The 25,100-nt window shown below is 56.9% G+C and carries 21 protein-coding genes and 3 pseudogenes; 13 read left to right on the forward strand and 11 right to left on the reverse strand.

Translation table 11 applies throughout. The annotated features are described in order from the left end of the window. Nucleotides 1-4: 4 nt before the first annotated feature. The gene (locus AC0L7S_RS12715; protein WP_473471389.1) at nucleotides 5-1,444 is read left to right on the forward strand and encodes an FAD-dependent oxidoreductase; all 1,440 of its coding nucleotides are present in this window, start codon (nucleotides 5-7) and stop codon (nucleotides 1,442-1,444) included. Between the two features lie 125 nt (nucleotides 1,445-1,569). On the opposite strand, the gene AC0L7S_RS12720 is transcribed toward AC0L7S_RS12715, so the two are convergent. After that, nucleotides 1,570-3,681 (reverse strand): sigma-54-dependent Fis family transcriptional regulator, encoded by a 2,112-nt coding sequence (locus tag AC0L7S_RS12720; RefSeq protein ID WP_473471391.1) that lies wholly within the window; start codon nucleotides 3,679-3,681, stop codon nucleotides 1,570-1,572. A 176-nt stretch (nucleotides 3,682-3,857) separates the two neighbouring features. Between AC0L7S_RS12720 and AC0L7S_RS12725 the strand changes: the two genes are divergently transcribed. The 4 genes from AC0L7S_RS12725 to AC0L7S_RS12740 are packed head-to-tail and all read left to right on the forward strand — an operon-like array spanning nucleotide 3,858 to nucleotide 7,063. Next, the gene (locus AC0L7S_RS12725) at nucleotides 3,858-4,490 is read left to right on the forward strand and encodes an enolase-like domain-containing protein (protein ID WP_473471393.1); all 633 of its coding nucleotides are present in this window, start codon (nucleotides 3,858-3,860) and stop codon (nucleotides 4,488-4,490) included. A 47-nt stretch (nucleotides 4,491-4,537) separates the two neighbouring features. Further along, nucleotides 4,538-5,029, forward strand: coding sequence for an enolase C-terminal domain-like protein (locus AC0L7S_RS12730; RefSeq protein WP_473474285.1), 492 nt, complete (start codon nucleotides 4,538-4,540; stop codon nucleotides 5,027-5,029). 27 nt (nucleotides 5,030-5,056) lie between these two features. Beyond that, a complete protein-coding gene (locus AC0L7S_RS12735; RefSeq protein ID WP_473471395.1) occupies nucleotides 5,057-6,505 on the forward strand; it encodes an NAD-dependent succinate-semialdehyde dehydrogenase in 1,449 nt (482 codons plus the stop codon). Between the two features lie 36 nt (nucleotides 6,506-6,541). Next, nucleotides 6,542-7,063 carry a flavin reductase family protein gene (locus AC0L7S_RS12740; RefSeq protein ID WP_473471397.1) on the forward strand — a complete coding sequence of 174 codons (522 nt, stop codon included), beginning with the start codon at nucleotides 6,542-6,544 and terminating at the stop codon, nucleotides 7,061-7,063. Between the two features lie 81 nt (nucleotides 7,064-7,144). Here AC0L7S_RS12740 and AC0L7S_RS12745 read toward each other — a convergent pair. Together AC0L7S_RS12745 and AC0L7S_RS12750 are read right to left on the reverse strand one after the other, a co-directional pair. Continuing rightward, nucleotides 7,145-7,863, reverse strand: a pseudogene (locus AC0L7S_RS12745) (response regulator). A gap of 19 nt (nucleotides 7,864-7,882) precedes the next feature. Next, on the reverse strand, nucleotides 7,883-8,395 hold the full coding sequence (locus AC0L7S_RS12750) for a MarR family winged helix-turn-helix transcriptional regulator (RefSeq protein WP_473471399.1): 513 nt from the start codon (nucleotides 8,393-8,395) through the stop codon (nucleotides 7,883-7,885). Nucleotides 8,396-8,634: 239 nt separating this feature from the next. Between AC0L7S_RS12750 and AC0L7S_RS12755 the strand changes: the two genes are divergently transcribed. The 3 genes from AC0L7S_RS12755 (at nucleotide 8,635) to AC0L7S_RS12765 (ending at nucleotide 10,754) form a co-directional block, all read left to right on the forward strand. Next, nucleotides 8,635-9,528, forward strand: a complete 894-nt coding sequence (locus AC0L7S_RS12755) for a branched-chain amino acid aminotransferase (RefSeq protein WP_473471400.1) — start codon at nucleotides 8,635-8,637, stop codon at nucleotides 9,526-9,528. Nucleotides 9,529-9,672: 144 nt separating this feature from the next. Next, nucleotides 9,673-9,975: a hypothetical protein gene (locus tag AC0L7S_RS12760; RefSeq protein WP_473471401.1), complete on the forward strand. Its 303-nt coding sequence runs from the start codon at nucleotides 9,673-9,675 to the stop codon at nucleotides 9,973-9,975. Between the two features lie 137 nt (nucleotides 9,976-10,112). Next, complete coding sequence (locus AC0L7S_RS12765; RefSeq protein ID WP_473471402.1) at nucleotides 10,113-10,754, forward strand: MBL fold metallo-hydrolase; 642 nt, start codon at nucleotides 10,113-10,115, stop codon at nucleotides 10,752-10,754. 143 nt (nucleotides 10,755-10,897) lie between these two features. Here AC0L7S_RS12765 and AC0L7S_RS12770 read toward each other — a convergent pair whose 3' ends face one another. From AC0L7S_RS12770 to AC0L7S_RS12780, 3 genes are all read right to left on the reverse strand, one after another. Next, a complete protein-coding gene (locus tag AC0L7S_RS12770; protein WP_473471403.1) occupies nucleotides 10,898-11,293 on the reverse strand; it encodes a BA14K family protein in 396 nt (131 codons plus the stop codon). A gap of 148 nt (nucleotides 11,294-11,441) precedes the next feature. Beyond that, nucleotides 11,442-11,654 carry a cold-shock protein gene (locus AC0L7S_RS12775; protein ID WP_473471404.1) on the reverse strand — a complete coding sequence of 71 codons (213 nt, stop codon included), beginning with the start codon at nucleotides 11,652-11,654 and terminating at the stop codon, nucleotides 11,442-11,444. Nucleotides 11,655-11,876: 222 nt separating this feature from the next. Then, nucleotides 11,877-12,089, reverse strand: a complete 213-nt coding sequence (locus tag AC0L7S_RS12780) for a cold-shock protein (RefSeq protein WP_473471405.1) — start codon at nucleotides 12,087-12,089, stop codon at nucleotides 11,877-11,879. A 600-nt stretch (nucleotides 12,090-12,689) separates the two neighbouring features. Here AC0L7S_RS12780 and AC0L7S_RS12785 point away from each other — a divergent pair. Together AC0L7S_RS12785 and AC0L7S_RS12790 are read left to right on the forward strand one after the other, a co-directional pair. After that, on the forward strand, nucleotides 12,690-13,133 hold the full coding sequence (locus AC0L7S_RS12785; protein WP_473471406.1) for a GFA family protein: 444 nt from the start codon (nucleotides 12,690-12,692) through the stop codon (nucleotides 13,131-13,133). A gap of 97 nt (nucleotides 13,134-13,230) precedes the next feature. After that, nucleotides 13,231-14,958, forward strand: coding sequence for a tetratricopeptide repeat-containing sulfotransferase family protein (locus AC0L7S_RS12790; RefSeq protein ID WP_473471407.1), 1,728 nt, complete (start codon nucleotides 13,231-13,233; stop codon nucleotides 14,956-14,958). Nucleotides 14,959-15,099: 141 nt separating this feature from the next. Here the strand turns inward: AC0L7S_RS12790 and AC0L7S_RS12795 are convergent. Next, nucleotides 15,100-15,309, reverse strand: a pseudogene (locus AC0L7S_RS12795) (hypothetical protein); the annotation flags it as partial. A gap of 235 nt (nucleotides 15,310-15,544) precedes the next feature. Next, nucleotides 15,545-18,139, reverse strand: a pseudogene (uvrB, locus tag AC0L7S_RS12800) (excinuclease ABC subunit UvrB); the annotation flags it as partial. A 287-nt stretch (nucleotides 18,140-18,426) separates the two neighbouring features. Between uvrB and AC0L7S_RS12805 the strand changes: the two are divergent. From AC0L7S_RS12805 to AC0L7S_RS12815, 3 genes are all read left to right on the forward strand, one after another. Then, entirely contained in the window at nucleotides 18,427-19,362 is a 936-nt protein-coding gene (locus AC0L7S_RS12805) for a CapA family protein (RefSeq protein WP_473471408.1), read from the forward strand. A 366-nt stretch (nucleotides 19,363-19,728) separates the two neighbouring features. Next, nucleotides 19,729-19,971, forward strand: a complete 243-nt coding sequence (locus AC0L7S_RS12810) for a DUF1344 domain-containing protein (protein WP_473471409.1) — start codon at nucleotides 19,729-19,731, stop codon at nucleotides 19,969-19,971. Nucleotides 19,972-20,163: 192 nt separating this feature from the next. Beyond that, nucleotides 20,164-21,102, forward strand: a complete 939-nt coding sequence (locus AC0L7S_RS12815; protein WP_473471410.1) for a diacylglycerol/lipid kinase family protein — start codon at nucleotides 20,164-20,166, stop codon at nucleotides 21,100-21,102. A gap of 94 nt (nucleotides 21,103-21,196) precedes the next feature. Here the strand turns inward: AC0L7S_RS12815 and AC0L7S_RS12820 are convergent, their stop codons facing one another. From AC0L7S_RS12820 to AC0L7S_RS12830, 3 genes are all read right to left on the reverse strand, one after another. Next, a complete protein-coding gene (locus AC0L7S_RS12820; protein WP_473471411.1) occupies nucleotides 21,197-22,117 on the reverse strand; it encodes an NAD(P)-dependent oxidoreductase in 921 nt (306 codons plus the stop codon). Further along, a complete protein-coding gene (locus AC0L7S_RS12825) occupies nucleotides 22,114-23,325 on the reverse strand; it encodes a mandelate racemase/muconate lactonizing enzyme family protein (RefSeq protein WP_473471412.1) in 1,212 nt (403 codons plus the stop codon). Before AC0L7S_RS12825 ends, AC0L7S_RS12820 begins: the two co-directional genes overlap by 4 nt. 103 nt (nucleotides 23,326-23,428) lie before the next feature. Then, nucleotides 23,429-25,045, reverse strand: a complete 1,617-nt coding sequence (locus AC0L7S_RS12830; protein WP_473471413.1) for a GMC family oxidoreductase — start codon at nucleotides 25,043-25,045, stop codon at nucleotides 23,429-23,431. Nucleotides 25,046-25,100: the final 55 nt, after the last annotated feature.

Below are 25,100 nucleotides of genomic sequence, written 5' to 3' on the forward strand. Positions count from 1 at the left end.
GGGCATGGTCATCCGGTTGAACAAGGCGCTTGATACACAAGACCCGGCGCTCTTTTCCTGGTGGCAACAGGATATTCGGCGCCACGGAAATATCTCGCCATGCCCGCATCTGGAAGGCACCAGAGCAGTCGATGTCGTGATCGTCGGGGGTGGTTATACCGGTTTGTGGACCGCTCTTACTCTAAGACAAAGAGCACCGAGCCTGTCAGTCGCGGTGGTTGATGCCGGACGATGTGGTGATGGTGCGAGCAGCCGCAATGGCGGTAATGTTCATGGGTATTGGGGGGCAATGCCAGCGCTTCGAGCCCTGCTTGGCGCTGATCGTGCGATCGAAGTTGCGCGGCTTGGTACCGTTGCGCAGGATGGCATTCGTGCATTCGCGTGCGGCGCGGAGCGTGAGACTTGGTGGCGCGAAGAGGGATATCTGCGCGTTGCGGCCAGCCAGAGACAGGTCAAGAACCTTCAGTCACTCATCATTACAGCGCGAGAGCTTGGCCTTATAAACACTGTCAGGCCGCTTACGAACGAAGAGGTTTCGGCCTATTGCTCCTCGCTGCCATTTCTCGGCGGTGCATTGTTTTCGGAAGGAGCTACGGTTCATCCGGCCCGGCTGGCGGCGGCGCTTCGTGAAGCCGTCATCAATGCGGGCGTTCAGGTCTATGAAGGCTCTGCGGTCACCGCGGTTGATCCCGGCACACCGTCGCGTGTGCAAACCGCCAATGGAGAGATTATTGCGCGCGAAGTGGTGCTGGCAAATTATACCGGCACGCTGGCGCTGCCTCAGGTGAGGGCGCGCACCACGCTGTTTTCCAGTTTTCCCGTCATGTCCAATCCAGCTCCGGAGGGCTTGGCTGCAAGAAACTGGACCAAGCCGCATGGCATTGCCGATTTGCGCATGTTTCAACATTACTTTCGCAGGACATTGGATGGGCGCGTATTGATGGGGTCGGGATCTGGCCCCATGGCGCGTGGCGATGACGATGGCGCGTCTGTTCTAAGGCAACACGAGCCGAGCACGCAGCGGGCGATGGCCGGGCTGAAGCGATTCTTCCCCGATATTGCCGCAGCAGGCATTGCCGCAAAATGGGGTTGGCCGATTGAGGTGTCTTCTGACCGGTTGCCGTTTTTTGGAACGGTGGCGGGAACGCGGGTCCATTTTGCCAGCGGCTATTCGGGTCATGGCGTGAATGCAACCTATATTGCCGGACAATGTGTGACGTCACTTATCCTTGGCGTGAAAGACAAGTGGTCGACATCGCCATTTTGCACACGTACCCAGCCGAAAATGCCTCCAGAGCCTTTTCGCTTTCTGGGAGGGCGGGCGATACAATGGGGCGTTCTTTCTTGTGAAGATGCAGAAGACAGCGGCCTTGCTGGTTCGCTGGCTGCGCGGTTCGTTGCTGATTTGCCCAAACGTCTCGGCCTGAGGATCGGTGTCCGGTAAGCTCATATATGCTCGACAGTGCGGCTCATTGATAGAATCACCGAACGCAATTAAGTATCTGTTTTGACACGATTTCGAGCGAAATCAGATTGTCGTTTCGCTGATGGCGACATGACATTTGTGAATCAGTTCAGGGAAAGCTCATGGCGCTTCAGTTTTCGATACAGCGTTGCACGGCTCAAGCCGAGATATTGCGCGCATAGTTTTGCATCGCCCGCGGATTGACTGATCGCCTTTTCGAGGGCTGCGCGTTCTGCGATTGCGACAGCGTTTTTCGCCGAGCCATTTCCAGAACTCATGGCGTTTTCCTCGTGCGGTTGCGACAGCATTGACTGGCTTTGGTGCGGATGTGTCTGATCCAAAGACACGCCTGCCATGCGAATTTCGCCGGTGGAAAAGAACCCGCCTACAGTCAGGTCTTCGATTTCGATAATGTTGCCTTCGACCATCTGGGCGGCGCGATGGATGACATTTCGTAACTCGCGAATGTTGCCGGGCCATTGATGCGAAAACAACAGATCATATGCGTTCTTGCTGAATTTCAGTTTCCGGCCATCCGCGTACTGCTCGACAACAGCTTCTATCAAAAATGCCTTGTCCTGGCGCTCACGCAGCGCTGGAATCGTGACGACAGCGCCCGCCAACCTGTGAAACAGATCCTGGCGAAATGTTCCTTTCTGGACGCAGGCAACGAGATTCTGGTTGGTCGCAGCAATGACTTGCGCATTGACGAAGCGTGTCTTGCCGCCACCCAATGGCGTAACCTCGCCGGACTCCAGAAACCTCAATAGCCGGGTCTGCATTACCAGCGGCATATCGCCGATCTCGTCGAGGAAAAGCGTGCCATCATGGGCTTCGATGATGCGCCCGGTGTTGCCTTCCCGGCTTGCTCCGGTGAAAGCGCCGGAATTGTAGCCAAACAGTTCGCTGTCGATCAAAGATTCCGGTACGGCAGAACAATTGAAGGCGACATAGGGACCGCTTGCGCGCGAACTGTCGTCATGCAAAGCCCTTGCAAGTGTGTCTTTGCCGACGCCGGTTTCGCCAAGCAGCAACATGTGCAGGCCGCTGCCCATCAAACGGCGCAGCACGCTGACATTCTTGCGCATTCCGGCATCCTGCCCAATGCAGTCGCTGATCGTTGGATTGCGTTGACGAGCGTTCGTTTCCGGCTTTTTTGATGCCGCTCTTGTGGAAAGTGGCCTTGCATCGAGAGTGCGCGCTACGACAGTCGGTTTGCGGCCACGAATCTGAAATGTGACGCCACATCCAATTTCGCGCAGGACCGTATCTTTTCTGCAGAAGCTTTCAGGGCTTGAGATGTCTCGCGTCCGCTCAAACATGGCCCATAGATTTCTGGTGCCGATTGCGCCGTCATGTAGTGACAAGATATTGCGCGCGGTGTGCGTTGCCCCGACAAGCCTGAAATCGTCGTCTATGGCCAGCATGGCAGGGGAAGCTTCTTCACCATCCAGATTGAGGATGAACTGTTTCGCGAATTTCTCTCTGAAGTAGCGTGTTTCAAGACGTCTGGCCACATTTTGCGCAACGCCGAAAACGACCTTGTGGGTGCTTTGCTGCAAGTTGGGATTGCGGGTCGAGAAGTTGACCACGCCGAGCAAGTGCCCGTCAGGATCGAAGAAAGGCGCGGCTGCACAAGACTGAACGGAAAACTCTTCAAAAAAATGATCGTTGAGGAACACGGCGGTCGGGCGCATGTTGAGAATGCTGGTTCCAATTCCATTGGTTCCGCCAACCTCTTCACTCCACACCGCGCCGACCTTGTCGCTGTTGCAAAAATGCGTTGCGTCGCGGCTGCGGCGCTCAGCAATGATCGTTCCCTTGCGATTGGCGATGCAGGCGCTGTAGCCGCCTTCTTCAATAATGGTCAGCGCATTTTCCAGTTCGATCTCGGCGGCGGAAAGATCGACGTTGAATATTTCATTTTGCAGTTTGAGTTCACGCGCCGACATTCCAGGTATTCTGGGCCTGGCCGGGTCGAGTTTATATTGTCCCACGCACCGCATCCAGGATGCGGCACGCCAGTCTTCCTGCGTCGTGGTTGCTGAGACAGCGGACACTTCAATTTGCTTGAGATGTTCTTCGTAGTCTGGCATCGGCATCCTTGCTTTTTTTGCCAATGTCTTGACGACACCGTTTCCCCAACCCTCATGAGACATTGCCAGATTGGGGGAGTCAACAGGCTTTGACCTGAGTTTGAGCCTTGCAAGTCTCACATGTGAGACTCCTTAAAAACCCGGTTGGCGGGCAATCGGCTCTATGCCCTGCTTTGCATGGGGTTAAGACCAGACCAGTCATTTGGCATGAAGCTTGCATGAAAATCTGGAGTGCAATCGTCAATGAAAAAATTGGCATGCCGTCAAGGTCAGAACGCGCAAGGAGCATCCTTAGAATGTCGAAAATAATTGCCGCACGCATCTATTCCGTCACCGGTTCCAAGCTGCATCCGATCGTGGTTGAGCTGGAAACCGACGAGGGACTTGTCGGCGTTGGAGAGGCTGCAATCGCCTATGGTGTGGGAGGGGTGGCAGCTGCGGCCATGCTCAAGGATGTTTGCGAACGCATCGTATTGGGAACAGATTCGACCCGCATCGAGGCTCTATGGCACGAGATGTATGACCATACATTCTGGGCCAAGGGTGGTGGCGCTATCGTGTTCGCGGCGATCAGCGCGGTGGAAACGGCGCTTTGGGATATCAAGGGCAAGCGTCTTGGCGTGCCGGTCTACGAGCTTCTCGGTGGTCTGGTGCATGACAAGCTGGCTGTCTATGCGAATGGCTGGAATTACGAGTTTCTCGATGCGCAAAGCTGGGCCAAGGCCGGTGAGCAGCCGGTAAAGGACGGCTACAAGGCCATCAAGTGCTACCCGTTCGCGATTCCGACCGAGGCATCACGCACGCTGCGTCATGTTACACGGCGCACCCTCGACGCTGACCACATTGAACTCGCTTATCAACGGGTCAAGGCTCTTCGCAATGTGGTCGGGGACAAGATCGACATTCTTCTCGACCTTTCCGGGGGCTGACCACTGACGAAACGATCCGTTACTGCGAGCGGGTACAGGAATTCAATATCGGCTGGATCGAGGAGCCATGCGATCCTTTCGATATCGGTGCCTTGAAGAAGTTCGCCGACCGTATTCACACGCCCCTGGCTGTCGGTGAGCGGCTCTATACGCGCTACGGTTTCCGCAAGGTGCTCGAAACCCAGGCCATCGAGATCATTCAGCCTGATGTCGGCAATACCGGGGGCATCCTTGAGATCAGGAAAATCGCGGCAATGTCGGAGGCGTACAATATGCGTTTTGCCCCGCACAATTGCGCCAGCGGCATTTCAACGGCGGCCAGCGCCCATGTCAGCGCATGTACGAGCAACTTCATGACGCTCGAGATTTACCCATACTTCGTCAACTATCCAAACTACGTCGAGATACTGAAGGAAAATCCCGAACGCCGCATCAAGGACGGCTATCTCGAGGTCGATCGCCTGCCCGGCCTTGGCGTCGAATTGGACCATAAAGTTATCGACCCGTTTTTGTACGCGGAATGCAAGCACAACGGTTGAATGGAAATGCGGGAGAAAGTTGAAGCAATGAATTATACCGATGTGCAGTTGTTTATCGATGGCAAATGGCGTGACGGAAGCTCTGGTCGAACACTTGAAATCACCAACCCTGCAACTGGCGAAAAGATCGGGTGTGTTGCTCATGCGGGCAAAGCCGATCTCGATCTTGCGCTCAGCGCCGCCGAAAAAGGCTTCGAAGTCTGGAGCCAGACATCGGCGTATGAGCGCAGCAAAATCATTCGCCGTGCGGCTGACAATATACGCGCAAAGGCTGAAGATATTGCGCGCATACTGACCACGGATGAAGGCAAGCCGCTGGCAGAATCCCGGCTGGAGGTCAATTCGTGCGCCGATCTGCTTGACTGGTTCGCGGAAGAGGGTCGGCGCACCTATGGGCGTGTGATACCGGCGCGTGCTGTTGGCGTTCAGCAATTTGCGGTCATGGACCCTGTAGGGCCAGCAGTTGGCTTTACGCCATGGAATTTCCCCATGAGCCAAATTGTGCGCAAGCTTGGCCCGGCAATCGCGGCTGGCTGTTCGATTATCGTCAAGGGCGCGGAAGAAGCTCCGGGAGCGCCTGCCCAGCTATTTCGTTGTCTTGATGAAGCGGGTCTTCCTGCCGGGGTGGCAAACCTGATTTTCGGCACGCCCGCCGAAATTTCGGAATACCTCATTCCCCACCCAAGGATCCGCAAGGTTTCGTTTACGGGCTCTATCGCGGTGGGCAAGCATCTCGCTGCATTGGCGGGTTCTCATATGAAACGCGTCACGATGGAGCTTGGCGGTCACGCGCCGGCAATTATCGCAGACGATGCCAATACAGAGTCCGCCGTGGCCGCATTGATCGCAGCAAAGTTTCGCAATGCCGGGCAGGTCTGTATTTCTCCCACACGCTTCCTTGTCCAGTCGAAGGTCTATGACCGTTTTATGAGTGCATTCATTTCAAGCGTCGAAAACCTCAAAGTCGGCGACGGCTTGGAGGAGGGCGTCAATATGGGCCCCCTGATCGGCCAAAAGCGACTGTCGGCTGTTGAAAATGTTGTCGCGGATGCGGTCTCAAAAGGTGCCAAAGTTGAGACTGGTGGCAATCGTATCGGGAATCGTGGTTATTTCCATGCGCCGACTGTTCTGTCCAATGTCGACACCGGCATGGTTGCACTCAATGAAGAGCCGTTTGGGCCGGTTGCATTGGTCAGCCGGTTCTCGGATATGGAGGAGGCCGTCGCCGAAGCCAACCGGCTTCCCTTTGGCCTGGGCTCCTACGCATGGACCTCCAGTGCTGCCACGGCCAACCTTCTGGCCCGTAAGGTTCAGGCTGGAATGTTGACGATCAATCATGTCGGGCTTGGTTTGCCTGAAACACCTTATGGTGGCGTCAAGGATTCAGGCTACGGATATGAGGGCGGCAAAGAAGCACTCGAAGCGTACATGACGACGCGGTTCATCACCCATGACACATCGCTGACGGCCTCGTGAAGCGGCTGGAGTGTGGCATCGTCAAAGGAGTGACCCATGATCAGGGCCGATGATTTCCGGGAGGCAATGCAACGATTTGCCGGTCCGGTTACTGCCATTACAACGATTGAGAATGGGGTGCCCAGCGGTCTGATGGCGACCGCGGTTTGCAGTCTGTCGGACGACCCACCATCCCTCATCGTGTGTATCAACAAGACAGCGACCGCACATGACGCTGTCTTGCGGCAGGGCTTTTTCGGTTGCAGCGTCTTGCCCGATACCCAAAAGGCCTTTGCGGAACATTTTGCCCGCGCAAAGGGAACTGATCGCTTCCAGGGTGCGCTTTGGATGGTTCAGGAAACTGGCGCGCCTCTGCTGGCGGGGGCTGCGGTTGCTTTCGATTGCCGTATCGCCACGCATCACGACGGTTATTCGCACACCATTCTGGTCGGGATCATCCACGATATCCTGCTTCCAAACGAAAATGCTGACCGCTGCATGTTGTGGCATCGCAAAGGGTTTGTAAGGCTAGCCGGAGTGGATGATTACGAGCCCTCATCGCCTGAGGGTGCTCAATAGCGAGTGGCAAGGCGCACCGGGATTACACGATACGTCATCTACTGGCCGGCCCATGCGCGGGTGAGGGGCGCGTCTTGCGCTTTACTCCACGCTGAGCCGGTAGCCGATGCCGCGCACGGTTTGCAACCAGATCGGGTTGGAAGGGTCGCGTTCGATCTTGCGGCGCAATCGGTTGATCTGAACGTCGATGGTGCGCTCGCCAACTTCTGAATCATCGCCAACGAGTTCATGGCGCGGAATGGTTTCGCCGGCGCGCGCTGCAAACATCGCCAGAATTTCCTGTTCGCGATCGGTCAATTTGAGGATTTCTCCCCACATTTCAGTTCGCGCCGGGAGATCTGGAACGTGTAGGGGCCAAATACCAGTTGCTCGACCTTCGGGGTTGCCGCAGGGCCACCGCGTCGCAAGATATTGTTGATGCGCAAGATCAGTTCGCGCGGGTCGAACGGCTTTGGCAGATAGTCGTCGGCGCCGGCTTCAAGCCCCGTTACACGGCTATCGGTTTCCGACAGCGCCGTCAGCATCAGGATGGGAACATTCTTGTCGGTCCTGAGCGCCTTTGTCAGGTCGACACCACTTTCGCCCGGCATCATCACGTCCAGCACAAGCAGGTCGAAATCGATGCCGACGAGTTTGCGCCGGGCTTCGGTCGAGTTGCCGGCAACAGTGACGCGAAATCCGTTTTCGCTGAGATATTGTTTCAACAGATTGCGAATACGCGTGTCGTCGTCGACAACAAGCAAGTGGGGAGCGTCGTCCTCCGGTGCGGTCAGTTGGTCCAGTCTGTCACTGCTTTCCATAACCGTTTCCTGACGTGTTCTAATCTGCGTTTCCGGGGCCTGCATCGATCTGTGTCCTGAGTTCGGGATTGACCATCGCCTTGAGGAATTGCTCGACCGATGCGCGTCCACCAACTCCTGTATCTTCCATTGCAGCATGGATGCGGCGTGACTGTGGCCTTGCCAGTGCGAGCGCCAAGGCGCGTCCCTTGGCAGTTGGATATAGTTCGCGTTGGCGACGGTCACGCGGTCCTTGCAATTGCACAATGTGATCGGTGTCGATCAGTTGCTTGAGTACACGGGCAAGAGATTGCTTGGTGATCTTGAGAACGTCAAGCAATTCGGCCACCGTCAGCCCCGGTCTGCGGTTGACGAAATGCAGCACGCGATGGTGAGCCCTGCCGAAACCATAGTCGGCGAGTATCTCGTCGGGGTCCGAGGTGAAGTCGCGATAGGCATAGAAGAACAGCTCGATGACGGCAAAATCTATGCCGTCGGCGTTTCCGATCGCTGTTTTGATTGGAGTTGTATCCCTAGCTTCCTGGTCCGGCATCGTTTTCCTGTATGACTCTAAAACTACGTCAGCACTATTGACATATTTTTACGGCGATTGTAATTTTTGCCAAGCTTTAGGGCTGAATACGACCTAAAAGGCAAGTGCGGGGCAATTTTGCGGAATTTCCTGAGTTTGTCATAGTCGTCTTATCGGCTTACATTTCGTCTTGACGGTCGCTTTGTTGTGACCGCCTCAACGGCTAATGCAATGCGGGCTGCCGCCTGCGGGAGGTTACCATGGCATCCGTCCCATTCGATCAACTCGACGGCTTTATCTGGATGAATGGCGAATTCGTCAAATGGGCGGACGCGAAGGTTCATGTCCTTTCGCACGGGCTGCACTATGCCAGCGCGGTGTTTGAAGGTGAGCGCGCCTATGGTGGCGAAATTTTCAAACTGACCGAACACACCGAGCGTCTGCATGAATCAGCACGTATCCTTGGTTTCCGGATTCCTTATTCGGTTAGTGATATCGACGATGCCTGCAACGCCTTGTTGAAGAAGCAGGGTTTCAAGGATGCATATGTACGCCCCATCGCCTGGCGCGGCAGCGAGCAGATGGGCATCTCGGCACAGAACACCCACATCAATTGCGCCATCGCCATCTGGCAATGGCCAAGCTATTTCGATCCTGAGCAGAAGCTGAAGGGTATCCGGCTGGATCTGGCCGAATATCGGCGTCCCGACCCGCAAACTGCCCCTTCAAAGGCGAAAGCTGCGGGGCTTTATATGATCTGCACCATTTCCAAGCACGCAGCCGAAGCGAAGGGTTATGCTGACGCCATGATGCTCGACTGGCGCGGCCAGGTGGCGGAGGCGACCGGTGCCAATATCTTCTTTGTCAAGGACGGCAAGATCCATACGCCGAAACCGGATTGCTTCCTGGACGGCATTACGCGCCGGACCGTTATCGGCCTTGCGAAGGAACATGGTTTCGACGTTGTCGAGCGTGTGATCATGCCCGAAGAACTGGAAGGCTTCGAGCAGTGCTTCCTCACCGGAACCGCAGCGGAAGTGACGCCTGTTTCAGAGATCGGGCCTTATCAGTTCGAGGTGGGCGAGATCGCCAGATCCCTGATGAATGCCTATTCCGCGGCAGTTCAACCCAATCGTGCGATAGCCGCGGAATAGCGGAAAAGCTGATTGAATTTCTGAAGGGCGGTTCGCGAACCGCCCTTGTCGTTTCAGATATCCCTTATTTGACATTTGGCCGGTTCCGGGTCTGATGCTGAGGTCGGCTCTGGCGAGTCGGTGTCATTGAGGAGGGACGGAAATATGGAATCAATTCTTCCAATCATCGTTCAGGTGGTCACAGGCATTATCGGTGGTCAGGCGGTGGGCGCTGCGGTCAAACAGGTGGCGATGAGCCAGTTGCCCAAGATTCTCTGCGGAGCAATCGGAGGTGTCGGCGGTGCGGCGATCCTTGGCAGTCTCATGGGCGGCGGCGCGGTCGATCCGGCTATGGCTGCCGATGGCATGGGCAGCGCGCTCAACCTCAATAGCATCATTGGCGGCGCCGGTGGCGGTGCCATCCTGACGGGCCTTGTTGGTGCTGTCATGGGTGCAATGAAGAAGTAGGCCGACCTTTCATTTATAGTTCAACACGGGCGGCTTCGGTCGCCCGACTTTTATGAACGACCATCACGAATGCCCGACATGTTGCCACTTACGCGCCGTTATGTTGTATCGGGTATCGTTTGACCGAGAGGACCGTCATGGGACAGCTCAATGCAGGCATCGTGCCTGTCACTCCCTTTCAGCAAAATTGCACAATCCTGTTCGACAGTGATGACAAGATTGGTGTCGTTGTTGATCCGGGCGGCGATATCGACAACATCCTGGCATCGCTGAAGGACAACGCCATCACGGCAGGCGCGATCTGGATCACACATGGGCATATCGACCATGCCGGAGGGGCGATGGACCTGAAAGATGCGCTTGGCGTTGAGATTATCGGCCCACATGAAGCCGATTTGCCGCTGCTCGCCAATCTTGAGGAGCAGGCCAAACGCTTCGACATTCCCGGAGCCGTGCGCAATTGTGTTCCAGACCGCTTCCTTACCGAGGGAGAAACGGTTTCATTTGGCGAACATGTTTTCGAAGTCCTGCATTGTCCGGGCCACGCGCCGGGCCATGTTGTTTTCTACAATCGGGCGGCCAAGTTCGCGCATGTTGGCGACGTTCTGTTTCGCGGCTCGGTTGGGCGCACGGATCTGCCGGGCGGCGACGCTGGCGCGCTGATTTCCTCGATCAAGGAAAAACTCCTGCCTCTTGGCGATGACATTGGTTTCCTGTGCGGCCACGGCCCGGGCGGGCGCTTTGGCGAAGAACGCCGAAGCAACCCGTTTCTGGTGTGACGGTGTGGCCATCACGGCCTATTAGCCCTTTCTGCCGGGCGGGACGGAGGAGGCGCGAAGCAGCGCAAACCACTAATGCCCATCGCGTCAAAAGGGATTCATGCAGGGTGCTTTGAGCCCCTCCAGCAATCGCCCGGTTTGGGTCAATTCGCCTGACAGAAATGCTGTTGTCCGTCATAGCCGGTAAAGGTGCCGGTGCGTGGCTTGAAGCTGCGATAGCGGTCCGAGCAGTAGCGATACCACTCGCGGCTCCATGGCTCGAAGGCTCCGCCGTATTCGGTCCGGTAATATCTGCGGGCCCGAACGGGACGACGCTCGCGAATGATATATTCCGGTTCCGGCTCATAGTAACGCGGCTGCGAGGCGAGCACACCGCCCAGCAATGCGCCGGCGGCAAGGCCGATGACGCCGGCGGCAATGGCGTCGTCATTGGAATGCCTGCGGTTGTGCCGGTCGCGCGCATTGGCGGCGGGCAATGTCGCAAGGATGGTGGCGGCGATGGTGGCGGAAAGGACTGTGGTTTTCACAAATCTGTTCATGACGGTCTCCATAAAATCCGGTCTGCCGGTGCAGGAATTGCAGTCCGGTGTTGCAGAACTTCTAGAAGACCGTGGCTGAACGGCAGCTGAACAAGCAGCGGCTTACATTGTAAACGCGCCTGCGCGCCACACATCCATGCTCCGGCTGTCAGCCGACTGTCAGGTTGACCGCTTTCGGTCCCTTGCCGCGCTTATCCGGTTCAGTCTCGAAGGTCACTTTCTGACCATCCTCAAGGCCGGGAAGACCCGATGCCTGAACCGCTGATATATGCACGAAGACGTCCTTTTCGCCATCATCAGGTGTGATGAAGCCGAAGCCTTTTGCATGATTGAAGAATTTAACCGTGCCGGTCTGCTCCATGGGAAACTCCCTTTATCCCATAATTTCATGTCTTCGGGCCGGCAAAATGCCCGAAGATTAATTTGTCGTTTATTTTGGGAGCGTCGGCAAGAAAAAAGGTTTTTTTGATAAGAGGTATTCAAATAAATGCATTGAAGTGGCTGTGAAGCCCTATGGAAAAGGGGCGCGGCCCATTCGCCGCGCCCCCTTCAAACTGTTTAATACGCCGGAAGCGCTTGTAGCTTATTCTGCGCTGAGATTAACCGCCTTGGGGCCTTTGCCCATGCGGTCTGGCTCAACGTCGAAGTTGACCTTCTGGCCATCAACGAGAGTGCGCAGGCCTGAAGCCTCGATTGCCGAGATGTGAACGAACACATCCTTGGCGCCGTCGTCAGGCGTGATGAAGCCGAAGCCTTTGGTCGCATTGAAGAATTTAACGGTGCCGGTCTGGGCCATGGGGGAACTCCTTCACCCGATCAGAATTTCGGTCCTGCCCGCCGCCTGGGTCGGATGCAAGTCCCGGTGGTTGTTTTGGCGGTATGCATTTGCGCACAATAATACCCCCGCCAAATAAAGTGGGGCTGTCAGAGATTCACAGTATCGGGGATAGGGTCGTACAAAACGTTCCACTCTCCGGGTCGCAAATGCCCGAACGCAGAACTTATTGCACGAATTTGTGATGGTTGCAAGATAACGCTCGCAGGTTGCGTCATCAGCAGCAAACCCCACGTTGATCATCGGTTACGCTTCGCAAACGCCAAGGTCATAGGCCACATGCGGGGAAACATAGGCACAGATGCGGCCAGTAGAAATTGCCGAGTCTATTGCGACGCATTTGTGGCCAAAATTTCAATGATCGTTTTCAGTGTTCAGTTGTTCAGGACGAAACCGTTGATGAAATTTGCAATGCGCTTTCAAAATACTCTCATATCGAGTTCTGAAGATCAGAAGATCGTCGCTGCATGCCGATGCGAAGAAACCGCCACGGTCAGGTGTCGAATGTGCTAAAGTTGATCCTCGTGGTGAGAGCTTACGTTATGTCGGTTCCGCGCACGAGTGAAAGGACTAAACAATGTCCGGGACACAAAAGGGAGGTGCTTTTGCGGCACCGTTGAAATCGAAGTATCTGGTAATCCGGAAGCGATGGGATACTGCCATTGTGAATCCTGCCGGTCGTGGTCTGCTGGGCCCGTCAATGCCTTTACGCTTTTCAAGAACGAGAACGTGAAGGTCACCAAGGGGCAAGAGCAGATCGGGCATTTCAAGAAAACTGAGCGCAGCGATCGTCAATATTGCACCAAATGTGGTGGACACCTGATGACCTATCATCCTCACTGGGGGCTGATGGATGTTTACGCGGCTACGGTGCCGGGCCAAACATTTTCGCCCGCTGTGCATGTCAACTACGCTGAAACCGTGCTGCCTATGAAAGATGGTTTGCCCAAGATGAAGGATTTTCCATCCGAGATGGGAGGGAGCGGCGAAAGCCTTTCCGAGTAGCCCCTGGAGGTTTGAATTCACCCTTGAACCTCCTGCACTCATGGCTTAGATCGCCACAGGCTCACATTTTTGCGGCAGGTGTTTCATCAACCGGGCTTTGAGACGACAGCAGGGTGCCAAGAGCGCCAAGGGTAGCACCAAGGGTTCCGGTGGTGCTGGCGGGCCGCCTTCCGGTCCGCTTGACGATGCTGTGCGCCAGGCCCTTTCTCTGCATCAGTCGGGGCGACTTGGCGAAGCGGAGGCGCTCTACCGGCAGGTTCTGGCAAAACAGGGAAGCCACGGACCCGCATTGCATTTTCTTGGGCTGCTCTTGCATCAAAGTGGGCGTAGCACCGATGGGCTTTTGCTGATCGAGCGTTCGGTCAAGGGCGCGCCCAACAATCCTGACTTTCTCAATAATCTTGGCACGGTGCTTCGTGACCTCGGCAAGAACGCTGCCAGCGCGGAATGTTTTCGCAAGGCAGTTGAGGCGCGGCCCGATTTTCTCGCGGCGCGTGACAATCTCGGCTCCGTGCAAAGGCTGCTTGGTCGGTTCGAGGCGGCGGAACAGACGTTCAGGGCAACGATGGGGCGCTCGCCTTTTCATATGCGTGCGCGCGCCGGTTTGGCCGAAACGCTGCAAGAGGCGGGACGGCTTGATGCTGCCCTTGACGTGTTTCGCGAAGCGCTTTCCATCCGGCCAAAGGATAGCGAGGCATTGCACGGATATGGCGTATGCCTGATGGAAAAAGGCGATCTTGCGGGGGCCGCCGCGCAGTTTCGCCTCGCGCTTGCGGCTCGGCCGGGGCAGGCGCATTCATGGTTGATGCTGAGCCAGGTGAAGCGGCAGCTGGAAGCTGACGCTGAACTTGCCACCATGCAGAGCTTGCAGGAGCGAGCCGGGGCCGACAGTACCGAGCGGATGCAGCTTTCGTTCGGGCTCGGCAAGGCGCATGACGATTTGAAAGCCTATGAGCGCGCGTTCGGCTATTTCGCCGAAGGTAACGCCATTCGCCGCAAAGAGGTGAGCCACGACACAGCGCGTGTGCGGGCCGATTTCGAGGCGATGAAGGCGACGTTCGATGCCGCGTTTTTCGAGACGCGCCAGCCAAGCATGATCAGCGACGATACGCCGATCTTCATTGTCGGCATGCCGCGCTCGGGCACGACGCTGGTGGAGCAGATCATCGCCAGCCATCCGCAGGTTTATGGTGCCGGTGAATTGTCCATTCTCAAGACAGCGGTGGGCAAGGGCTTTCCGCTGGACATGAAGGGTGGGTTTCCGGCCGGAATTGCGGACATGCCTGACAAGGCATTTGCCGATGCGGGGCAGGACTATCTCGACATGCTGCACAAACGTTATGCTGGCGTTCGCCATGTCACCGACAAGATGCCGGGCAATTTCGTTCTCGTCGGTTTCCTGCGCATGATGCTGCCAAATGCAAAGATAGTGCATTGTGCGCGCAATGGCGTGGCGACGTGCCTGTCGATCTTCAAGACGCATTTTCGCGGCGATAGCCATTCCTACAGTTACGATCTGGAGGAACTGGCGGATTTCCACAATCTCTACACCGACATGATGGCGCATTGGCGTACTGTTTTGCCGGGCGTGGTGCATGATGTGCGCTACGAGGATTTCGTCGCTGATCAGGAGGGTCAGACGCGGGCGCTGATTGCCCATCTTGGTCTGCCGTGGAGCGACGCCTGCCTGAAATTCCATGAGACCGACAGACCGGTGCGTACGGCATCCGCCGCACAGGTGCGCCAACCGATGTACAAGGGCTCGGTCGATCTGTGGAAGCGCTATGGCGAGAAATTGAAACCGCTGATCGAGCGGCTGGATTAAAGCAATCCCAGGAAAAGTGTTCAGCGGTTTTCCGTCTGGGATTGCGCAAGACAAACAAGCAATCCCAGGAAAAGTGTTCAGCGGTTTTCCGTTCGGGATTGCGTAGGATAAACAGGCAATTCCAGGAAAAGTGTTCAGCGATTACTTGCCGGGTCGCCCTGTCTTGCCGGGCCTACGCTTTTGTTTGGCCGTATCGGATGGGTCTTCGTAGGAGTCGATACCGGCGCGTTCACGGCGAACCGGTTTTGCATCATCCGCAGCGGGAGAAGGCGACGGGCGTGAGGGCTTGGCACCTTCGACGGGCTTTTCGGTTCGCCGCACGGTCATTTCGTCGAGCGAATTCTTGCGGAACAATCGCTTGCCGTCATCGCCCGGAATGCCGAAGTCCGAGCCGTGGGCTTCCGAGGCCGATTGCTTTTTGAACAGCGAGCGTGACACCGCACCGGCTGGCGTGGCCATATCGGTGCCCGGCCCCATATTGTCGAGCGAAGGTTTGGCAAAGAGGGAGCGAGGTTTTTACCTGCCCCCTTTGTGTTGATGCCAGTATTCCCGTCAAGGGAGGAGGCTGCCTTGTCGTCAATGGCTTTGTGCAGCGCGCGACCTTTGTTGTGCTTGCCTTTTTCGCGTCCCGAAACAGGACTTTCCATGTCGGCATATTTGGCCAGCGGGTCGTCGGAAATGGCAAGTTCCATCTCGCGCAACCGCTTGATCTCGTCGCGAATGCGGGCGGCTTTTTCAAAATCGAGATTGGTGGCTGCGTCGCGCATCTGTTTGTCCAGTGCGTCGAGATGAGCCTTGAGATTGTTGCCCATCATGGCACCGGCATCGTCGGTGAATTGCGAGATGTCGGCGCGGACATGATCCTTCTCGTAGACCGAATCGAGAATGTCGGAGATGCGCGACTTGACGCTTTCAGGCGTAATGCCGTTGGCCTCGTTCCACTCAATCTGCTTTTCGCGGCGACGATTGGTTTCCGCCATTGCGCGCTGCATCGAACCGGTGATTTTATCCGCGTAGAGGATGACCTTACCATCGACGTTTCGAGCGGCGCGTCCGATGGTCTGGATCAGTGAAGTTTCGGAGCGCAGAAAACCCTCCTTGTCGGCATCGAGAATGGCAACGAAACCGCATTCGGGAATGTCGAGCCCCTCGCGCAACAGGTTGATGCCAACCAGCACGTCGAACGCGCCAAGGCGCAGATCGCGCAGAATTTCGATGCGCTCCAGCGTGTCGATGTCGGAGTGCATATAGCGTACACGAATGCCCTGTTCGTGCAGATATTCGGTGAGGTCCTCGGCCATGCGCTTGGTCAGCACGGTCGCCAGCGTGCGGTAGCCCTTGGCCGTCGTTTCGCGAATTTCACCGACAACGTCATCGACCTGCGCCTTGGCCGGACGCACCTCGACCGGCGGGTCGATCAAGCCGGTGGGGCGGATAACCTGCTCGGCGAACACACCGCCCGCCTGCTCCATCTCCCAGCCGCTGGGAGTTGCCGACACGGCAACGGATTGCGGGCGCATGGCATCCCATTCCTCGAAGCGAAGAGGCCGGTTGTCCATGCAGGACGGCAGCCGGAAACCATATTCGGCCAAGGTTGCCTTGCGGCGGAAGTCGCCTCGGTACATGCCGCCGATCTGCGGAATGGTGACGTGGCTCTCATCGACAAAAACAAGCGCGTTGTCCGGGATATATTCGAACAGGGTTGGCGGCGGGTCGCCGGGCAGGCGTCCGGTCAGGTAGCGCGAATAATTCTCGATACCAGCGCAGGAGCCGGTGGCCTCCAGCATTTCCAGATCGAAGCGGGTGCGTTGTTCCAGCCGTTGCGCTTCCAGCAGCCGTCCAGCCTTCTCAAGTTCCGCAAGCCGGTGTTTAAGCTCTTCCTTGATCGATTTGGTGGCCTGGTTCAAGGTCGGGCGCGGCGTGACATAGTGGGAGTTGGCGTAAATCTTGACCGATTTCAGGTCGCCTGTTTTCGCGCCGGTGAGCGGGTCGAATTCGGTGATGGTTTCGATTTCGTCGCCGAACAGCGAAATACGCCAGGCGCGATCCTCAAGATGGGCCGGAAAGATTTCAATGGTGTCGCCGCGCACCCTGAAAGAGCCGCGCACGAAATTGATGTCCTGGCGCTTATATTGCTGGGCAACGAGATCGGCCAGCAGAGCGCGTTGATCGAGCCGGTCGCCAATCTCCATCTGGAAGGTCATGGCCGTATAGGTTTCGACCGAACCGATACCGTAAATACACGAAACCGAGGCAACGATAATGACGTCATCGCGCTCCAGCAGTGAGCGTGTCGCCGAATGGCGCATCCGGTCAATCTGCTCGTTGATCGACGATTCCTTCTCGATGAAGGTATCGGTGCGCGGCACATAAGCCTCGGGCTGATAATAGTCGTAATAGGAAACGAAATATTCGACCGCGTTGTCGGGGAAGAATTTCTTGAACTCGGCGTAAAGCTGGGCGGCCAACGTCTTGTTGGGCGCAAGGATGAGGGCAGGGCGCTGTGTTTCCTCGATCACCTTGGCCATGGTGAAGGTCTTGCCGGACCCGGTGACGCCAAGCAGGACTTGCGTCCGATCTTCGTTGGATATGCCTTCAACGAGATCCTTGATCGCGGTTGGCTGGTCGCCTGCCGGCTCGAAATCGGACACCATCTTGATGGCGATGCCACCTTCGGATTTCGCTGGCCGTTCGGGCCGGTGCGGCGTCCATAACACGCCATCCTTGTGCAGCGGGTTGCCGCTTTCGATGAGGGCCGAGAGTGCCGCGACGGTCGCGGTGACGCCGCCGGATGAAACCGATTCCGCCTCTTCGAGGCTGACGTCGAGGCCAGCTACCGGGTTGAGACCGACGGCGACGCGTTCCTTGGCTGAGGCCGCACCGCCCATCGAGGTGCCGCGCGAAGTGCGGGTGGGGGAACCGGATCGTTCGGGGATTTTTTCGACGGTCGGGATGGTTTTGCGGTTTCCCCTTCCAGTGAAGAATTGGGCCGCTGGTCTTGTGCTTCCTGTGAAATCTGCTCGGCCCAATCCGAGATCGAGCCGGAAACCGGTGTACCCGAAAGTTCAGCTTGCGGTGATTCTGCAAAGCCGCCCTTGTCCAACGGCACGCTGGCGTCATGGAAGTCGGTCAGCGGATTGCGCCGCTTGTGCTGCGCCGATTTTTCAGAGGATTTGGCCATGGCTGGAATATGGGCGGTGTCAGGTGAAATGGAAAGGGCGGATCGCTGTTCACTAAAATAGCAGGACGTGCTCCTGACAGAAGGGTGTCAGGAGTGGATTCAGCGCGATTACCATAGCGTGGCTTCTCTGCGGCTGTGGTGATCTCTACATTGGGTCTATATTTCGCTACAGGTTGTTGGTGTCGAATTATCCGCTTTTCTACAAGCTGTCATGGCTCCCGCGCTTTCTGAAACCGTCAATGCGTGGCGGCGGGCCTGCTGGATGTGCGCGCAAATCGGCGACATTAATGCAGCCGCCACCCGACCAGACTATAAGGCTGGCATTTATCGGTGATATTTCTGCCGTGGCTAACCGGGCCCCGCCACTTGTCGATCCCGCTATCTCTGATCTTCTGCTCAGCGCCGATCTGGTCATTGGCAATTGCGAAAGTCCGGTGGTTGCGGTGCCGCGCCGGCCGTTGCGAACCCGCCTTGGAACGCATCATGCCATGACAGCGCCGTTTCTGGCTGGTGTGCTGGACGCTGCCGGGATCGATCCTGAAAAGCTGATGCTTTCACTTGCCAACAATCATGCGCTCGATCAGAAGCCTGATGGCTTTGACGAAACGATGGTGAGCCTTGTGCGCATGGGTATTCGGACCATCGGCACGGTTGCGGATGGTCCGGTTGTGCGTGTCGCTGTGGGGGCGTTGACCATCGGTCTTGCCGCATTCACAGTTTGGCACAATGGCGGGCAAGAGGAATTTGCCAGCCGGATTTCGATGGAATGCCAACCGGAAGACTGGAAGTCCAAGGGGTTCGACGAGGTGGACTTGATGTGCGCCGTGCCGCACTGGGATTGGGAATTCCGGCACTACCCGCAAGCAGCTACGCGGGTTCTCGCAGAAAATTTGGTACAGGCGGGCGTCGGACTGATCGCGGGACACCATGCGCATGTCGTGCAACCGCTGGAAGAGGTCGGAAGAACGCCGGTTGCTTATGGGTTGGGCGATTTTATTGGCACCGCATTTTCGCGCCAGCCCTGGCCGGGGCGTATCGGAGCGATCCTGATCGTTGATGTCAGCTCAGACGACCGAACACGCGGAACGATTGCTGCTTATCGGATGCACTTTTTCTACCGCTGCCGTGATGGTGAGCGCGAGCATCTTGTGCCGGTGGCGGCATTGGAGGGGAATGCTGGCGCGCGCGTAAGGCAAAGGCTGGCGGCGATTTTCGGTGAGTGAGCCGGAAAACGCGGCGCGCCGATATAAGGCCGATACAAAACGTGTTTCTCAAATTTTTTTGCTGAGAATCCTGTGACCGCGCTGACAGGAAATGCGGCGTTTGAGTGACTGTCACAAGGGACGGGTCCAGTGCTGCTGATCGACTCGTTTTGCGGGCGTTTCACCATCATCAACAGCTATACCGACGTGAAACGATGATATCACCCGATGGCAATGTGTCAGAAATAAGCCGCTGAAATCATTTAGGAAAGTCATTCTTCGTGATTTGTCGGCGAGGTGCGGCGGCTCTAAATCGAGGGTGTTCCGCAGTTGTCACTGCTCATCGGGCAATCGGAACAACGAAACCGATCAAACGGAGTTTTCGATATGAAAAAGACCCTTGTAACTGCCGCTGCCCTGCTTGCTTTCATTGGTTCCGCTTATGCGGCAACCGTTCAAGGTACGATCCAGTCAGTTGATCCGACGACCAAGTCGATCACGCTCGACGATGGCAAGATTTACCAATTGCCCGCCGAGGCGTCATTGGATCAATTGAAGGTCGGCGCGCAGGTGGTCGTGACGTTTGACGATACGACCGGCACGATCACCTCGATCGAAAGCGCTTCATAATTCTCATACCCGAGCGGAACACCTGCTTGTGAAGATGGCCGGTCCGGTTGGATCGGTCATTTTCATGTCTGCCAGCCGGTGAATCATCAGCTTCCCTCATTCGGGCTACTGCACATTGAGTCTTGCCGAACCGGGCATTGACGCGCATCTATGCCGAAACGAAAATGGGTAACGTTTCGGGGAGGCGCAGACGTGAAAATCGGAGTGGTTCTCAATCCGATTGCTGGTGGCGGCAGGCTCAAGCGCGAGTGGCCGAATGTGGCGGCGCTCATCACCCGCCATTTGGGCGCGTTCGACTTGCGCGAAACTCAGGCAGAGGGCGATGCCGAACGGCTGGCGCTCGACCTTGCCGCGCATGGATGCGACCTGGTGATTGCGGCCGGCGGTGATGGTACGGCCAGCGAAGTGGCGGACGGGTTGTTGCAGGCCGGTCAGGATCATGGGCATGCGCCGGAACTGGCGCTGCTGCCATGCGGTACGGGCATCGACTTTGCCCGTGGCCTTGGTTTGCCGCGAAGCGTCGATGGCGTGCTGAAGCGGATTGCGGAAGCAAAAGGCAGAAAGATTGACGCTGGGTGCATTTCCTATGTCGATGATCATGGTGCGCTTGCCAGCCGCCACTTCGTCAATATTGCCAGTCTTGGCCTTTCAGGCGCGACGGATCGGGCTGTCAATGCCGACAAGCGCAAGGGGCGCGTTTCAGCCAAGGCGCTTTTTTACTGGCGCACGGTGGTGGAGTTCATTTTCTACCGCTTCCAGACGGTACGGATTACCATTGATGACGGCGAGCCGGTTGAGGCACGCATAGCTCTGGTGGCCGTGGCCAATGGCAAATATTTCGGGGGCGGCATGATGATTGCACCGGATGCCGCCCTGGATGATGGGCAGTTCGAGATCGTCGTTGTGCGGGCGGCAAGCAAGACCAGGCTGATCCGGGATCTGCGGCTGGTCTATGGCGGGCATCACCGAAACCATCCGGCCATCACCATATTGCGGGGGCGAAAGGTTCTGGTCGAGCCGGTGGGCACTGTTGCGAGCAATGGCGCGCTGATCGATATCGACGGTGAATCGCCGGGGCGCATACCGGCGACATTCGAGATGTTGCCGGGCGCGCTGACGCTGCGTTTTTGAACCGTACAGCTTGAGAATCTGATTCAAGTCCTTGCCAGATCGATTCGGGTAATCCGGCAAGGTTGTTGATATCGTTGGAGTTCTGCGCAACTCCTCAGGCTTCGAGCCGGGAAGGGAAGCCGGGTGCCCGAAGCTCGGTTCCAACCGTGTCTTCAAGCAGCTTGACGATCATGGTTGACCAGGCATCGCCACCATAGGCGGCTTTGCCATGCTGGAAAATCTCATTGACTTTGGAAACAAGATCGAGCGGCACGCCGTTTTCCTTGCTCATGCGCATGGCAAAGCCGAGGTCTTTCAGGGCCAGATCCATGGTGAAACCGACATCGTAGGAACCGTTGAGAACCAGTTGGCTTTCGGTTTCATGGACGAAGCTGTTGCCGGACGAGGCGACGATGGCGTGATAGGCTTGGGAAAGGTCCAGACCCTCGGTTTTGGCCAGCATGAGTGCTTCGCCCGCCGCAACGAGATGGATGAAGGCCAGCATGTTGGTGATGACCTTGATGACGGCCGCCGAGCCGATGGGGCCCATGAGAAAAGACTTTGCGCACATCGCCTCGATGGTCGAACGGTGGCGCTCATAAAGCGCCTTGTCGCCCCCGACGAGCGCGGTGATGCTGCCGGTTGCTGCCAGATGAACGCCACCAGTGACGGGACATTCGAGCGTTTCGATACCACGCTCTGAGGCAAGCCCGGCAAGGCGAACCATTTCATCGCGGCCATTGGTCGACATTTCGATCCATGTTGCGCCGCGTGGCAAACCATCAAGGATGCCATCGGGGCCGGTCAGCACGGCCTCGCTGATTTTTGGGGAAGGCAGGCAGGTGATGGCGTTGCCCACCTTTGCCGCCTGTGCGGGGGTGACCGCTGCCCTTGCGCCCAAATCGACGAGCTTCTCGACGGCTTTTGGCGAGGGGTCGTATACGGTTAGCGAAAAACCTTCACGCAGCAGGCTGGCGGCAAGATTGCTGCCAAGGTTTCCAAGGCCGATAAATGCGTATTTTTGTCGTGCGGTCATGGAAACAGCGCCTCCTGTGCCATTTGCAGATGCAAATCCTTGCCGGTGTAAGGATGCGCCTCGCAAACGGCTTCGTCCAGTTCGACGCCGATGCCGGGCTCCTTCGATGGAATGACGTTGCCATCCTGCCACTCGATCTTCGTCTTGAGCAGCTTTTCGTGAAAGCCGTCCCATTGCCTGAGCGATTCGAGGATGAGAAAATTGGGAAGCGTTGCTGCAAGCTGGATGTTGGCCGCACCGACGATAGGCCCGCAATAGCAATGAGGCGCGATCTGTATGTGATAGGCCTCGGCCATGGCTGCGATTTTCTTGGTTTCAAGAATGCCGCCGGAGCGTCCGAGATCGGGTTGCAGGATCGAAGCGGCGCGGTTTTCGATGACGCGGGCGAATTCGAATTTTGTGGTCAGGCGTTCGCCTGTGGCGATGGGAATGCGGGTGCCGCGCGCCACTTCTGCCATCACCTCGGGCATATCGGGTGGCACCGGTTCCTCGAACCATAGCGGGTCGTAAGGTTCGATGGCAGCGGCCATGCGCAACGCGCCGGAGGCGGTGAATTGGCCATGTGTGCCAAACAGGATGTCGGCGCGGGTGCCCACGGCCTTGCGGATCGCCTTCAACATGCGGGCGCAAAGGTCGATATCGATGAGGCGCGGCTGATGCCCGTCGAAAGCCGTGTAGGGGCCTGCCGGGTCCAGTTTGACAGCGGTGAAGCCCTGTTCGACATAGGTCATCGCACATTCGGCGGCGAGGTCCGGGTCGTTATAGACATTGCGAGCCTGTGCATCTTCGGTGTGAACGCTGCCGGAATGCGGATAGAGATAGGTGTAGGAGCGCAGGGTTTCGTGGACCTGACCGCCGAGCAATTTGTAGACGGGTTTGCCTGCTTCCTTGCCGATGATGTCCCAGCAGGCGATTTCGAGGGCCGAAAAGCACCCCATGCTCGAGACATCGGGGCGCTGGGTGAAGCCGGATGAATAGCAGCGGCGAAAGAAGCTCTCAATGTCGTACGGATCACGGCCGACGAGATAGCGTTCTGCCATGTCCTCGATCATTGTGGCAGTAACATCGGCGGAGAATGTAGCGTTGTATGCCTCGCCGTAACCGACAACACCGCCATCGGTGGTGAGTTTGACGAAGATGAAATATTTTCCGCCAATGCCGGGTGGCGGATTGCCGACTACATAGGTTTTTACGTCAGTGATCTTCATGGCTGACTTTCTGTCTGGTATCGCAATTCGATTGTGGGGGCTTCCTTTGTCCCACCGTTCTGTCGGAACTTTCCTCTTCAAGCGAACAGGTTAGCAGTATTTCTCACTTCGTATCTTCCACAATCATGGTTGCGCCTTTCCAGCCCGTCATGATGGCGGCAGCATTGGTGTTGCCGGATATGTTGTCGGGGAAGATCGAGGCGTCAACGACGCGTAACCCCAACAAACCATGAACCCTCAACCGTTGGTCGACAACCGCGCGCGATGGGTCCGGCCCCATGCGGCAGGTCGAGACAGGGTGGTAAACGGTGCCCGAACGCATCCTGAAATCCTGAATCAAGTCAGCGTCGGAAGTGATTGATGGACCTGGCACAACCTCTTCTTCGATGATCTGCGAAATCGCCGGCATCGAGGCCAGTTTGCGCAGGAATTTCACCGCATCGAGCATTTGCGAGACGTCTTCATTGGTTGAAAATGCATTAGGCATGATGCGCGGATGTTCGAGCGGATTTTTCGAGCGGATCATGATTTCGCCGCGGCTCGATGGGCGACAATTCGACAGGCCGATGGAAAAGCCCGGCCACGGATCGGGGCTGAGGATGGGGCGCTCGCCATTGCGGGGAATGACGGTCGAGAATGCCTGAAAATAGAGCTGCATGTTGATGCGTTGCAGATCCGGCCCGGTTTTGAAAAAGCCGCCACCCTGGTTCATCGACATGGAGAGCGGACCGGAACGCGTCAGAATATATTGCATGCCGACAAGGCATTTACCCCACCAGGGTCGCAATATCTGGTTCAGCGTGGGTATCTTGCCTTTCCATGTATAGTTGATGCCCTGATGATCCTGCAGATTGCGTCCGACATTTTCGGATGCCTGCACGACGGGAATGCCAAGGCTGGCCAACAATTCGGCGGGGCCAATGCCGGAAAGCTGCAGCAATTGCGGTGTGTTGATCGAGCCACCGCACAGGATGATTTCGCGGCCCGCATGTGCGGTCTGCATTTTGCCACGCTGCAAATATTCAACGCCGGTTGCCCGTTTTCCATCGAACAGAATCCGCGTTGCCAGAGAAGCGGTTTCGACCCGGATATTTGCCCGTTTCATGGCGGGGCGCAGGAATGCACGGGCAGCCGACATGCGCCGGCCTCCCTTGGTGGTGAGCTGGTAGATGCCGACACCTTCCTGAGATGCGCCATTGAAATCGTCATTGAGCGGCAAACCGGCCTGCTGACCAGCTTCGAGAAAGCGCTCGGTCAGGGGATGGACATGGCCGCGATTGTCAGCGACATGAACCGGACCGCCTTGGCCCCGCCATTTGTCGCCACCTGCTTCATTATCCTCCATCGCCTTGAAAATCGGCAGGAGGTCGTCATAGCCCCAACCTAAATTGCCGGCGGCTTGCCACGCATCGAAATCCTGGCGTGCACCCCTGATCCAGACCATTGCGTTGATCGAGCTTGAACCGCCAAGCAATTTTCCGCGCGGCCAATGGTCGGCATTGCCTGCAAGGCCGGGGTCCGGCTCTGTTTTGTAGTTCCAGTTGACGGCAGGATCAAAGAAGGTCTTCCCGTAGCCCAGCGGCATCTGCACGAAGAAACGGCGGTCGGTGCCACCAGCTTCCAGAACCAGAACGGAAAAGCGTCCGTTTGCCGACAGTTTCTCGGCTACGACCGACCCAGCGGAACCAGAGCCGACGACGATAAAATCATAGGTGGTCATGGCTGATGGAAATGGCTCCGCAATGATTACCGCCAGCCTAACCCTGTAGGGTGAG

Source organism: Mesorhizobium sp. G2-6-1 (genome assembly GCF_055809095.1).